Here is a 13211-nt window from a genome sequence, read left to right as displayed (position 1 = left end):
CTCGGTAAAACGGCTCTTTCGCATTCGTCTGCTCCTTCAAGGTTGGGCAGACTCTACATCATGATGAGGGATTTCGCGGGGGGCAGGTCAATCAAGTTGCAGGCCTACATTGCCCCCTCACTTAGGTGTTCACGCCTCTTATCAAACCCATCCTTGTTCACACATTACCAACCTTTACCCAACAGAAGCGAGACCAGTTCAGATTGCCGTCTGACACCACATTTCGAGAGGGCTGATTTTATCTGGTTTCGGACGGTCACAGCGCTTACACTTCTGATGTCGGCGATTTCCACTGGTGACAATCCATCACGTATCAAGAGCACCACTTGGGTTTCGGCAGCGGTAAGGCCGAAACGCTGCATAAGTTTTTCAGCATCACCTTCTGAGTTCCCGTTCTCGGGTATCACGGTTAGCAAAATGCAGGGCTCGCGCAGGTTCATAAGGGCCATTGGCATATGGCTTCTCAGAAAGTCTGAATTTACCAAAGAACACTCAATCCGGAAAACTTGGTTGGGGTCTGGTTTGTGAAAATAGCGAGCGGTATGAAGTTGATTTCGCCGTAGCGACGCCAATACGACTTCGATCCAGTGCCCTAAACTTGTATCTCCGGAACCAAACCTCCCCTTAACGCTCAGTTGAAAGGGTTTTCCCTCTTCGATCATCCCCGCAGCGACCGGATTGGCAAAGACGAGGCGGCGACCACTTGAGACGATGAACAGTCCAACATGTGCGCTTCCGAGCCGTTCCTCGGACAAAATTCGCCCGACACGCCAAGCTTGGCTAAATTGTGGAACCAGTAGCTGCACCAGCGTTAGCCAGCGGGTACGCGCTTCCTCGCCACATCGGCGTGGGATATTCCCTCCGAGAAAGAAAATGCCCTCCGCGCCCTCTGCGATCCTTGCCCCTCCACCAAGACATATATCGTCTTGAGGTCGAATCCAGTCGTTGTACCATTCAGTCTGAAATAACTCTTCATTCGGAAGCATATCACGGCAATCGACGGCCTTGCCAGTAGGGTGCTGTACAAATCCAGGAAGCCATGGGTTGATCGCGCTGTAGTAGGCATCATGAGCTTCAAGGAAACCAGCATCGTAGCCATGCACCAGCCCATTGATCCAACGCCCCTCGGCGTCTGACTGCAGGATGTGACAATGAGTGTTCCCCACGACCTCAGAGAGGTCCTCCAACACATCCTGCCATAAGAGGCCGTCGAGCGCCGCTGCGGTCGAAAGAGAAACAATTCGCGTCAAATCTTCGGACTTGAACATGTTTGAAAACACTCCGCGATGGAAAGCAGTGAATTTGTCAATTTTTGGATGATGCATGTACCAAACGGATCATGACAAGGCTTTCTTTCCCCTGCCTCCTCCTCGTCCAAGCAACCAAATAGCCACACACAACCACTGGGGGAATAAATGGAACTCATTGCAATTTCGGCACTTTTGCTTTTCGGGCTTCTGTTACCATCGTCTGGCGATGACGGTGACGACAACGATGGGCGCGGAACCGGGGACGATGGCGCTCCGGAGGCAGCCGACGATACAGCGACGACCGAAGCAGGCACCGCCACGTTGATTGACATCTTGGGAAACGACACCGACCCTGATGGCGATATGTTGATCGTTGATCGCTTGGGCGATCCGGAGAACGGCAGTATCGAACTCACTGAAGATGGCCTGCTGTACCAACCGAATGCCGATTTCGTTGGTACTGACACATTTGACTATCGTGTCTCCGACGGTAATGGAGGCAGCGATACCGCAACGGTGACGGTTAACGTAACTGAAAGCGACATCAATGGCGATCCCGAAGCGGCGCCCGATATCGCATCAACGGGTGTGGATGAAGCTCTGATCATCGAGGTCTTGTCAAACGACACTGATACCGATGGCGACCCACTGGTGGTCGAAAGCGCTGGTCCGGCTGGCAACGGAACGGTCGAGGTCCTCACGGATGGTACTGTCCTGTATACGCCAAATACCGGCTACTCGGGCTCTGACAGTTTCAGCTACACGGTGTCAGATGGCCAAGGGGGAACCGACGTAGAAACGGTAACGGTGACGGTAGGCACTGGCGGTCCAAATGTCGGCCCAATCGCCAACGATGACAGTTTGATGCTGGCTGAAACACTACCGCAATCGATCAACGTACTTGCCAATGATACAGATCCCGATGGCGACCCATTGACCGTGCAGTCCGTGGGCGAAGCTGCACAAGGTACGACAGCGTTGGCTGAGAACGGGACAATCACCTACACTCCGGCGGACAACTTCCACGGCACAGACAGCTTCTCCTATACAGTCGTCGATACTCAAGGCGAGACGGCGACCGCCAATGTCGAGGTTGATATCAATCTTGCCACCGATCTTTCAGACAACCTGGTTCTCGGTGACGGAGACAATATGGTTGATGCACTGAATGGTAACGACACCGTGGCAGGCCAGGGAGGAAATGATACGATCTTCGCCGGCGTAGGCTATGACGAAGTGACAGGAGGCGACGGAGACGATTTCCTCGACGGGTCGTCCAACCTTGCCTTCACTCTGGATGTCGTGAACGGAGAAATCTCGGACGCGGCACTGCGGTTGATACTTGCAGAAGCTGAGGTCACCGAGGAGTTCGCCGATGTCGTAGACGATTTCGCCGACACCGTTGATGGTGGGCCTGGCAACGATACGCTTCTTGCAGCCGAAGGCGACATTCTTACCGGCGGCGAAGGCTCTGATGACTTCCTGCTAGGAGCCTACGATCTTGGCGAAAACAACTCACAGCAGATCACGATCACAGATTTTGTTCCGGGAGAAGACCAAATCCTGCTGGTGGAGTATCTGGGCGCAGAGGAGATCGTAATCGAATCGCAGAGTTATGATCCCGAGACCAACACCACGACTGTGCAGCTCAGTTCCGATGGCAACCAGATCAATCTGGTGCTGGAGGGGCTGGATCAGCCCCTGACAGAGGATGACATCGCCCATCTGAACCCGCTGAACATGCAGGAGCAATCCATCACTGGCGGGACTCTGGAAAACGTCACGACCGAAATCCCGCTCACCCAAACGGAGGGCGAAATTGCGCTCACCGATTTTCCGGACGACGTGATTAACAATGGCACGCCAGAGGTAATCCGCCTCGGAGGCGGAGACGATATTCTGGTGAATTTCGGCGATCGAGCTCCGTATGATGCTACCCACATTCTCGCAGGAGACGGCGATGATATGATCACCGACTTTGGCGGCAGTCACATCTTCGCTGAAGATGGGAATGACACCATCAGCTCTACAGCCACTACTCTTACGCTAGATGGCGGTGAGGGGGATGATCGCCTGGAATTCCACGCAGGTCAAACCGTGGTGGGCGGCGCAGGAAGCGACGTCTTCTCCTATCAGGGGAGAGATGGAGACGCAGATGTTGAAATCGCAGACTTCACCTCGGAAGATCAAATTGAACTTCCGGGCGGTGCATATGCGGTGGCCATGCAAACGCCCACAGAGTTTGGGTTGCGTATCGACCTAATGCGCACCGAACCGGGCGAAACGGGCACGTTGACGATCCTTCTTCAGGAATTCGAAGGGCTGCTGACCCCCGACAATTTCGTTGGGCCTCCGGAGGTAGGGGCACCGGTGACTTTCTTAAACACAGCCGATGGTACACCTGTCTCGTGAAGAGCGTTGTAGTGTAGCAGGATTATCCTGCCGAAACGACTGGGAGCAGGTTTGACCGATTGCCGATTCGACGAGCTCTATCAGACGAATTCCGGCCCACACTATGGCCCCTCCTGAAACTACTCGTGGCGCTTGTGGGAATCGCAAGCGCCACGGCCCAATAGTGACAAGCGGCTGACTGTAGTTTGGGGGCGGAACAAAGCGAGCACCCCAACCTCATCTCTCTTTCAGTCGATTAACCGCCTTCCCATATGGAAAAATACATAGAAACGCTTTATATATTCTCGGAAGTTTGCCAAATCACCTAAAATAAATTCGAACCAGAGAAAATGGCTCAAAACGGGAACATAATGACCAAACTGCGTCTGATTGCGAAGCTGCAAGAATATCGAGTTCGAACCGCCAAATATGGCTCAGTAGAGCCGTAGAATCGCTATTTTGAGACCATCTGTCCCACAAGGCGGACTTTGCCGAGTTATATCTCGAACACGAGTTCGAAACCCAGAATCTGTCTTCAGAATACGTCGAAAATTCGCAGGGATAAAATGCCGAGTTCGAACCGCCAAATATGGCTCAGTAGAGCCGTAGAATCGCTATTTTGAGACCATCTGTCCCACAAGGCGGGCTTTGCCGAGTCACATTTCGAAGTTTTGCGGTATCTTCAAGACACAGCGCTACTAAACGTTTAGCTTCATGTATAGCACGAGCGTTGACGTGACGCTCTTCGAGTATTTCTTCATAAATCAAGGCTGTTGGCTTGCGTTCTGCTCTTCTACCTGATGTGTTCAGTTCCAAGCTACGGCAAGAAACTTTCACCCACTGGCATCGAATTTTCGGCACAGGTTAAAATGGATAAGCCCTCTCATTATGGCGATCATCTCTTTAACCACAGTCCCCCCTAGGTTTTCCGCCTTGCACGAAGTTCTCGCGTCCTTGCTGAGACAATCGGCTTCTATTGAAGAAATCCGGGTCTACATTCCGAAAACCTATCGACGATTTCCACAGTGGAACGGAGCGGCTCGGCGTTGTTGCAGAACTCGTGGTCATGACGAGCAGCCCCCTTCCCGTGAGAATTTAGGCGACGCGCTCGATCTCGGCTTGGCCGAGTTCGTTGAAGCGGTTCATGAGGGCGATGCGGATGTGGATTTCGGCGGTCTGGCGGTCGGGATCTCGTGATGCGATCCTCTCTCCAAAGGACTTGAGGCCGCGCATCTTCGCCTCGATCCGACTTCTAACATGATAGCCCGACCAGTTCTTCCAGATCGCGCGCCCAAGGTGCCGTGTGGCGCGCAGGATGTCATTGCGCGCCCTCGCGGCAGGGCAATCCTCCTTCCAGAGGCGCCCGTTCTTGCGGATGGGTATGATGGCGTTGCCACCACGATCGAGGATTGCGGCGTGGCAACGGCGGGTGTCGAAGGCACCATCTCCGGTCACGGTGCCGATCGGCTGATCCGGGGGGATCTGGTCCAGCAGGTCCGGCAGGATGGGGCTGTCGCCTTCCCGGCTTGAGGTGAATTCCACGGCCCGGATGTCGCCGGTGGCCGTATCCATCGCCAGATGGACCTTGCGGTATTGGCGTCTGCGATGGGTGCCATGCTTGCGGGCCAGCCATTCTCCGTCGCCCAGGAACTTGATGCCGGTGCTGTCCACCAGTAGGTTCAGCGGCCCTGGCGCCCGGCGGCTCGATATCCCGACAGAGATGCTCTTCTGCCTGCGGCTCAGGGTGGAAAAATCGGGAACCGGCCAGGCCAGCTCTGCCATCTCTAGGATGCTGGATACCATCCCGGTCGTCTGCCGGAGAGGCAGGCCAAACAACACCTTCACCATCAGGCAGAACTGTATCGCAGCATCGGAGAACACCGGCGGTCAGCCCGGACGCCCAGCCCTGGCGGCGAGCCACACCATGTCCTTGTCGAGCCAGATCAACAACGAGCCACGCCGCTTCAGGGCTTCGTTGTAAGACTTCCAGTTCGTCGTGCGGTAGCGGGCGGCTTCAGGCTTGCTCATGACAAGCCTCTTAACCTACCGGATTCGCGAGGTGAATCCTGCCAGCCACGAGTTCTGCAACAACGCCCATCACGCCGTTGCCTGGTCCATCGGGATTTTCGGCCGACCCGCTCACGGATATCCTGCGCTCCGCTCGTCCGAACACTCTTTCAGCTCTACCTGACCGGCGATCACTCGATCCGATCCCTGCATCAAGAGATGAGGCGTCTTGGTCTCACGACCCGGCGCGGAAAGCTAATCTCCCGGCGGAACATCGAGCAGATCCTGCAAAACCCCTTCTACTGCGGTCTAACGCGGAACGGTCGCAGCGGGGAGGTCTTCCAAGGCAAGCATGAACCGTTGATCAGTTCGCGGCAGTTTCAACGTGTGGCTGATATCAAGGCAGGTCGCTACACAAAGAAGAACACCCGGCACAATCATATGTTCCGGCGGCTATTTTTCTGTTCCAACTGCGGGGAGCTGATGTCCCCGTGGGGGACCAGCAACGACCCAAAACTCGAACTTCTCCGTCGATTTGGCGGGTAAGTGTAGCAAGTTGCAAACTCTAGAGTCGGCCAGCCCCTCTCTCCCAAAGCAAGTGTTCACTGGCTCACAAGCAGATGTTCTTGCCAAGACTTAAGTAACTTCAGCCGCCTTTCTAGGCGTTCTCCGCGCTGATATGCGCCCACCACACCCTTATCCACCGCATGCCCCAGGCAGGCCTCCTTCACCTCAAACGGTGCATCGGTGCACTCTTCCGCCCAAGAGCGGAACGTGGCGCGGAAGCCATGCGGACGAGCTTCATATCCCTCTCGCTCCATGAACCGGCTCATCGTGGCATCTGAGAGCGGCTTGCCCCGTGATGATGGGAACAGCAAGTTTGTCCCTTCGAACTTCTGGGCCTGTTTGATCACCCGCAGCGCTTCGTCCGTCAGGGGTATCTTGTGTTCCCGTTTGGTCTTCGTTCGCTCCGGTGGGATCACCAGCATATCGTCGATGATCTCTTCTGTCGTAGCAAAGCGCACCTCCCCCGTTCTGGCGGCAGTCAGGAGGAGGAGGCGCAGAACAAAGCAGGATTGATGTGGCTGCGTGCAGAGCCACTGATAGAACGCCGGTGCCTCCTGATATGGAAGCGACGGGACATGTTTGGTGATGTGGCGCTGCTTGCCGAGCAACGCCTGGGCTTTCATCGTGGCCTGCAGGTCAACGTCAAGTCCAAGCGCAGCTGCGTGCTTGAGCGTCAGACCAAGGCGGTTCATCGCTTTGCGTGCGGTATCTGCTTTCTTGTGCCAGATCGGCTCCAAGGTTCGCTTGAGAACATGTTGATCGACATCTTCCACGGGCAGCGCACCGATCTTCGGCAATACATGCAGCGCCAAGGGAGACATCCACCGACCGGCCGTTCCATCCGCTTTCAATTCCGCTTTCCTGGCTTTGAAACAACCCTCTACAGCCTCCTTCACGGTAAGGCGCTTGGCACTGAGCCGTTCCTTCTGACGCACTGCCACCGGATCGAGGCCATCGCGGAGCGTCGCCCTGGCCTGCAACGCCTTCATTCGTGCATCCGCAAGCGAGACCTCAGGCCACGGTCCCAAGCCCATCTCTCGACGTTTCCCTGCCACCGAGAGACGCAGCACCCATTTCCCCGCTTGTTGACTCCGCTTGATCAGCCACAGCCCTTGACCGTCTGCGTATTTGCCGGCGGCCAGGCTCTTAGCCTTCATGGGGTTGAGCGTGTTGTATATCACCTCAGTCCACCTTCTGGTCCACCCTTTTCAGTCCACCCTTTGGTCCACCTTTTAGCATGCAAAGGGTGGACCAATTATGTTCCTGTATGTGCAGACATTCGATTAACTAGCTGTATGGAAATCAATAAAATGAGTTGCTATGAGAAGCAAGGGAACCGCAGTTCAATTCCGCCCCCGGGCACCATATTTCTCCAGAACTCCAAATCGTTGAGAAATATGCTGCATCGTTGAGCCCAGTGCGTGCCTTCAACAACGGCGCACCGCCCTTCCGGCATAAGTGTCATCACGCCGCGCTCCTCATCACCGCGCCGCAATCCCCCCCCCCCGCGCCCGCATCGCAACGCGACCTCGGCCAAGCGGCCCGCCATTACCCGGTGCCCTCCGGAGCCCCAATCGCCTCTCCCACCCTTCGCAAGCAATCGCCCAGATCGGCTTTCGGCACGCCGCCAAAGGCCAGCCGCAACGCCTGGGGAACGGCGGCGGAGGTTGCAAAGGGCTCGGCGCCCGACACCAGAAGCCCCTCCCCCATCAACCGCGTCACGATCGGCTCCGCACGGGCACCGCCCTCCAGCGGCAGCCAGGCGAATCCCGCGTTCCGATGCGCGACAACCGGATGCCCCCGCAGGGCATGCCGGCACAGCCGCTGCCGGTCCGCGCCGTCACGGCGGCGGTTCTCCTCCAGAGTCCGCAACGTGCCATCCTCGATCCACCCCGTCACCAGCGCCGAGATCAGCGCCGGCGCATTCCATGTCGTCGCCCGGATGACATCGAGCAGACCATCCCTGTGACACTCAGGAACGATCACATAGCCCAGACGCAGCCCCGTCGCGATGCTCTTGGAATAGCCGCCGACGTGAAAGGTTCTCTCGGGCGCAAGCTGCGCCAGGCTCGGCGGCGGGGACGGCTCGAGAAAGGCATAGGCCGCATCCTCGATCAGCCAGAGATCGTGCCGCCGCGCGACATCGACGAGGCGCAGCCGCGTGGCTTCGTCCATGACCGTTCCAAGCGGGTTGTGGACCGTGGGCATCAGATAGACCGCCCGGATCCTGCGGCTGCGGCACTGCCGGTCCAGCGCATCGGGGTCCATGACGCCCTGCCCGCCCTCGACCGCGACCAGATCGAGCCCCTGCATGGCAGCGACGGATTTGAACCCGGGATAGGTGAGCGTGTCGGCGGCAATCGCGTCGCCCCGCGCAAAGACGCCAAGCGCGATGATCGCCAGAGCGTGCTGACCGCCGGAGGTCACCAGCAACCGGTCGGGATCGACCGCGCCGACCGAGCGGGCAAGATCGCCGGCGATGATGCGTCTCTCATGCATCCGCCCGCCATGCGGCTGATACCGCAGCATCGCTTCCAGATCGCCGGTGGTGGCGAGTCGCCGCAACCCGTCGCGCAGCAGATCGGCATCGGAGGCCTCGCCGGGCATGTTGAACACCAGATCGACCAGCCCGTCCGTGGCGGTCTGTCGTACCCCAAGCGCCGGCGGCACGCCCGGATCGCGCACAAAAGTGCCGCGCCCGGTCTCGCCCACCACCAGCCCCCGGCGCTCCAGTTCCCCATAGACCCGGGTCGCCGTGGCCAGAGCGATGCCGAGCTTTTCGGCAAAGGCCCGGTGCGGCGGCAGACGGGTTCCCGGGGCCAGTTTGCCGCTTCGGATCGCCGACGCGAGACTGTCGGCCAGTTGCAGATATCGTGGAGATGCCATGCTCCACCCTAGGATCGTCAGCGCATCTAGTACAATTAAAAAATTGTCCTAGATATTTGCGCATGGCATCCCGGCCCGACATCACTTTGCGAGGGTCCCCCGATGCCTGATTTCCGTTCCGCTGCGCTGCTGGCCGCCAGCCTCTTCACGGTCACCTTCGCGGTGAACCTTCAGGCGCCGCTCTACGAGGTCTATGCGGCGGAAAGCGGTGTCGGGGTCACGGCGGTGACCATCGCCTTCGCGGCCTATGTCGGCGGCCTCATGCCGACGCTGCTGCTGCTCGGCGGCCTCTCGGACCGGATCGGGCGCCGGATCCCCATCGCGGCGGCGCTGATGCTCGGCGTTCTGGCGACCGCGCTGCTGGTGCAGGCGCCCGGCTGGTCGAGCCTCGTGCTCGCACGGCTGCTGCTCGGCATCGGCACTGGCCTCGCGACAACCGCCGGCACCGCCTATATGACCGAGCTTCTCGGGCCGGGACGGAGCCGGCAGGCCGCGCTTCTCGTCACCTCGGCCACCTCGCTGGGCTTTGGCGGCGGCGCGCTGGCCACCGGGCTCAGCCTTGGACTACAGGGGGCGACACTGCTGCCGGTCAGCTATGTCCTCCTCTTCCTGCTCGCGCCGGGGCTGGCGCTCGCCACGCTCGGCTTGCCGCGCCCGGACCGGCCCAGAGCGGTGTCGCTGCTGCGGCTGCCGGTCTTTCCGGCGGGCAGCTGGATGTTCGGTGCGGCGATGGCCCTGGCCTGGTCCACCACCGGCATGACGATTGCGGTCGTGCCGCTCGAACTGGCGGCGAACGGTCTCGACGGCTGGACCGGGCTGGTGGTTTTCCTGGCGATTTTCATCGGCTTCCTGTGCCAGCCGCTGGCGCGGCGGCTGACCAACGACCAGGCGCTTGCGGTCGGGTTCGTGCTGGTCCCGCTGGGGTTCCTCGTGCTGCTGGCCGGGGTCTGGCTGAAGTTGCTGAGCCTCGTGCTGGCGGGAACCTGCATCACCAGCGCGGCAAGCTACGGCTTCACCTATCTTGCCGCCCTGGCCGAGCTGTCGCTGCGGGCGCCGGACGACCGGCCCCGCGCCACGGCGGGGCTCTTCGTCTATGCCTATGCCGGCTTCGCGCTTCCGGTGATCGCCAGCGGTGCGCTGGCCGATCTGCTCGGGCTGCTGCCGGCGCTGGCGATCTTCGCCCTTGCCCAGATCGCCGCCACGCTGCTGATCGTCACTGTCTGGACGCGGACAGGGCCCGCGCCGGGCGCCGCGACCCCACCGCAGCGCGCTCAGGCCGGCTCGTAAGCGCCATCGAGGATGATCACCTTGGTTTCCAGATAGGCGGCGAGCCCCTCCGGCCCGCCCTCGCGTCCCAGGCCCGACTGCTTGAACCCGCCGAAGGGCAGCAGCCGTTCGCGCCGCAGGTCGTTGTGCCCGACCGTGCCGGAGCGGACCCGCGAGGCGACGGCAAAGGCGCGCTCGGCATCCTTGGTGTAGACGCTGGCGTTCAGCCCGAAGATCGTGTCGTTCGCCACGCGGATCGCGTCTTCGGTGTTGTCCACCGGGATCACCGAAAGGACCGGGCCAAAGATCTCCTCCTGAGCGATGGTGGCGCCCGGGGCGACATTGCCGAACACCGTGGGTTCGACGAAATACCCCCGCTCCAGATGCGGCGGACGGCGGCCGCCGGTCGCCAGCACCGCGCCTTCGGCGAGACCCTTGGCGATATAGCCCTCGACCCGGTCCCGCTGGGCGGCGCTGGCCAGCGGCCCCATCTGCGTCTCGGGATCGTAGGGGCTGCCCACGGTCACCGCGGAAAGCCGCGCGCTCAGCGCCTCGACCATGGCGTCATGCGCCGGGCGCGGCACGATCACCCGCGTCAGCGAAAAGCAGACCTGCCCGGTCATGAAGATCGCTTTCGAGGCAATGGCCTGCGCGGCTTTCTCGACATCGTAATCCTCCAGCACGATGGCGGGGGACTTGCCACCAAGCTCCAGCGTGCAACGGGCGATGCGCTCGCCGCAGATCGCGGCGATGCGCCGTCCGGCGGCGGTGGAGCCGGTGAAGGTCACCTTGTCGATGCCGGGATTGCGGACGAGTTGCTCCGAAACCTCCCGATCGGCGGTCACCACGTTCAGCACCCCGGGCGGCAGCCCCGCCGCCTCGCAGGCCTCGGCCAGCACATAGGCGGCGCCCGGCGCCTCGGGCGCCGCCTTCAGCACCACGGTACACCCGGCGAGCAGCGCCGGGGCGACCTTGGTCGTCACCAGGCCGGGCGCGCCGTTCCAGGCGACGATCGCCGCGACAACGCCCACCGGCTCGCGCACGACATAGGCGACCTCGCCACCCGCCTCGGGCGTGTGGCGTTCCCGGAACGGGTAGGTCTCGGCCAGATCGGCGTAGTAGCGGTAGGTGTTCGAAAGCCCGCCCATGCGGCTCGTCGCGAGGCTCAGCAACACGCCCGCCTCGGTCGTCCAGGCCCGCGCCTGCAAGTCTGCACGCTTGTCCAGCTCGTCGGCGACGGCCCGCAGATAGCGCGCCCGCTCGGCATGGGTCATGCGCGGCCAGGGACCTTCGTCGAAGGCGGTGCGCGCGGCCGTCACGGCGCGGGCCATGTCCTCGGTCTGCGCCGCGGCGTAGCTGGCAAAGACCTCTTCGGTGGCGGAATCGAGCACGTCGAACCGTGCCGGAGAGGACGGCGCGACCCACGCGCCGCCGATGAACAGCTTGTCCGGATGGGTGAAGAAAGTGTCGCTCATGTCGCTGATATCCTGTTGCGTTCCGAATCCGTGTCCGCCCCGCCGATGCGGTAGAACCGCGCCGCCGTTCCGCCCAGCACCGCGGTCTTTTCCGCGCGCGAACAGCCCGCGAGGAGGCGCTTGAACATGTTCCAGACGGTTGCGTAGGGGATGCCGGCCTTATCGACCGGGTAATTCGATTCCACCATGCAGCGCCGGGGGCCGAAGAGCTCGAGGCAGGGCTCGATATAGGGCCGCCAGAGATCGGCAAGCTGCTGCGAGCTTGGCGGCGCCGCCGCGCGGCCATAGTCGAAATTCGCCAGGAACAGCAGCAACCCGCCCAGCTTGACGTGCACATTGGGACAGCGGGCAAGCTCGGTCATGGCCGAGAGCCAGGTCGCGTGCACCTCACGGTCGCGCCCCGCATAGGCGCCATAGCCGACCGGGCTGCCGCTGTGGATCAGCACGATCCGCGCCTCGGGGCAGTGCCGCGCCATGGCGGTGACATCGGGGATCTGCGGATGGAACACACTGGCATCCAGGCTCAGATCCAGCGCGCCCAGGGTCGCAAGCCCGCGCAGGAACGCCGGCGAGCGGTAGACCCCCGGCGCCTGCGCGGATTCGGGCCCGCGAACCGTGGGATCCGGATCCCATTTCGCGCGCTGCCGGACGCCGCGAAAGCGCCCGTTGCCGGCGGCGATATGGGCCTCGAGCGTCTCGCGCAGCCTGCCCTCGTCCAGCGTCAGATCCGCATGCCCGACGATGGCCGCGGCGATGTCGAGCTCTCCATAGCGGCCGCTGGCGCCGATGGCCGCCATGCCCGCCGCGAATTCGGTCTCGCCCACGCATCGCAGATGCGCGGGACCGGTCCTGCGATACATGCTGCGGCATTCCGCGAACACGCTCGCCACGACCCGGTGGCCGCAGCCCAGCGCGTCGCCCGCGTGCTCCTCGGCGAAATAGCGCGGCTGCCCCTGCGGGTGCCACAGATGCACATGCGCATCCACGATCGGAAGGTCGGGGTCGAGCACCGGCTCTTCTCCGGCGCGGGACAACCATTCCTCGTCCGGCGGCATGATCTGGCCAAATCGCGTCTGCATTCCTCGCCTCCCCCCGGCCCCGGCGCAGCCCTTGCCCGGCCCAAAGCCCGAAAGCCCCCCGGCCAGAGCGCCGGACGGGCAATCCCTGTGATGATCCGGCATGGCTCTGCCGCTTGCGGATGCGGGCCCATCCGACGCTGGGGTCAGGGCCGTGCATCCCGTACGCTCCCCGGCGGAAAGCGCGTGTTCCGAGGGACAGAGCTAAGGAACGTCTGATCTACCGTTTTGGCTGTGCCGATTTCCATGCAATCGGGCTTTGATTTAGCATACAGGGACCGATTTTGGGCTCG

8 protein-coding genes and 1 pseudogene are annotated in these 13211 nt (G+C 61.2%); 3 read left to right on the top strand and 6 right to left on the bottom strand.

Translation table 11 applies throughout. The annotated features are described in order from the left end of the window. Positions 1 to 164: 164 nt before the first annotated feature. Positions 165 to 1268, bottom strand: a complete 1104-nt coding sequence (locus M4578_RS25610) for a helix-turn-helix transcriptional regulator (RefSeq protein ID WP_258095918.1) — start codon at positions 1266 to 1268, stop codon at positions 165 to 167. Positions 1269 to 1415: 147 nt separating this feature from the next. On the opposite strand from M4578_RS25610, the gene M4578_RS25605 reads away from it, so the two are divergent. Next, positions 1416 to 3662 carry an Ig-like domain-containing protein gene (locus M4578_RS25605; protein ID WP_258095917.1) on the top strand — a complete coding sequence of 749 codons (2247 nt, stop codon included), beginning with the start codon at positions 1416 to 1418 and terminating at the stop codon, positions 3660 to 3662. A gap of 1074 nt (positions 3663 to 4736) precedes the next feature. On the opposite strand, the pseudogene M4578_RS25600 reads toward M4578_RS25605, so the two are convergent. Next, a pseudogene (locus M4578_RS25600) lies at positions 4737 to 5669 on the bottom strand (IS5 family transposase). Positions 5670 to 5723: 54 nt separating this feature from the next. On the opposite strand from M4578_RS25600, the gene M4578_RS25840 reads away from it, so the two are divergent. Beyond that, positions 5724 to 6194 carry a recombinase family protein gene (locus M4578_RS25840; RefSeq protein WP_420854832.1) on the top strand — a complete coding sequence of 157 codons (471 nt, stop codon included), beginning with the start codon at positions 5724 to 5726 and terminating at the stop codon, positions 6192 to 6194. A 56-nt stretch (positions 6195 to 6250) separates the two neighbouring features. Here the strand turns inward: M4578_RS25840 and M4578_RS25595 are convergent, their stop codons facing one another. Both M4578_RS25595 and M4578_RS25590 read right to left on the bottom strand, forming a co-directional pair. Next, a complete protein-coding gene (locus tag M4578_RS25595) occupies positions 6251 to 7396 on the bottom strand; it encodes a tyrosine-type recombinase/integrase (RefSeq protein WP_338054575.1) in 1146 nt (381 codons plus the stop codon). A 367-nt stretch (positions 7397 to 7763) separates the two neighbouring features. Then, positions 7764 to 9101: an aminotransferase-like domain-containing protein gene (locus M4578_RS25590; RefSeq protein ID WP_258095916.1), complete on the bottom strand. Its 1338-nt coding sequence runs from the start codon at positions 9099 to 9101 to the stop codon at positions 7764 to 7766. Positions 9102 to 9203: 102 nt separating this feature from the next. Between M4578_RS25590 and M4578_RS25585 the strand changes: the two genes are divergently transcribed. Next, positions 9204 to 10388, top strand: coding sequence for an MFS transporter (locus M4578_RS25585; RefSeq protein WP_258095915.1), 1185 nt, complete (start codon positions 9204 to 9206; stop codon positions 10386 to 10388). Here M4578_RS25585 and M4578_RS25580 read toward each other — a convergent pair. Next, positions 10373 to 11842 (bottom strand): aldehyde dehydrogenase, encoded by a 1470-nt coding sequence (locus M4578_RS25580; protein ID WP_258095914.1) that lies wholly within the window; start codon positions 11840 to 11842, stop codon positions 10373 to 10375. The two genes, M4578_RS25585 and M4578_RS25580, sit on opposite strands and share 16 nt — an antisense overlap. After that, complete coding sequence (locus M4578_RS25575) at positions 11839 to 12921, bottom strand: amidohydrolase family protein (protein WP_258095913.1); 1083 nt, start codon at positions 12919 to 12921, stop codon at positions 11839 to 11841. Before M4578_RS25575 ends, M4578_RS25580 begins: the two co-directional genes overlap by 4 nt. Between the last annotated feature and the right edge of the window lie 290 nt (positions 12922 to 13211).

The organism is Salipiger pentaromativorans (genome assembly GCF_024721115.1).
GTDB classification, from domain to species: Bacteria; Pseudomonadota; Alphaproteobacteria; order Rhodobacterales; family Rhodobacteraceae; genus Salipiger; species Salipiger pentaromativorans.
Note: the sequence above shows the minus strand (reverse complement) of the source record. Positions and strands in the feature narration are given on the sequence as shown.

Excerpts from the sequence above, each read along its gene's own strand:
- M4578_RS25610 (WP_258095918.1), bottom strand. The coding sequence starts at position 1,268 with ATGTTCAAGTCCGAAGATTTGACGCGAATTGTTTCTCTTTCGACCGCA.
- M4578_RS25605 (WP_258095917.1), top strand. The coding sequence starts at position 1,416 with ATGGAACTCATTGCAATTTCGGCACTTTTGCTTTTCGGGCTTCTGTTA.
- M4578_RS25590 (WP_258095916.1), bottom strand. The coding sequence starts at position 9,101 with ATGGCATCTCCACGATATCTGCAACTGGCCGACAGTCTCGCGTCGGCG.
- M4578_RS25585 (WP_258095915.1), top strand. The coding sequence starts at position 9,204 with ATGCCTGATTTCCGTTCCGCTGCGCTGCTGGCCGCCAGCCTCTTCACG.
- M4578_RS25580 (WP_258095914.1), bottom strand. The coding sequence starts at position 11,842 with ATGAGCGACACTTTCTTCACCCATCCGGACAAGCTGTTCATCGGCGGC.
- M4578_RS25575 (WP_258095913.1), bottom strand. The coding sequence starts at position 12,921 with ATGCAGACGCGATTTGGCCAGATCATGCCGCCGGACGAGGAATGGTTG.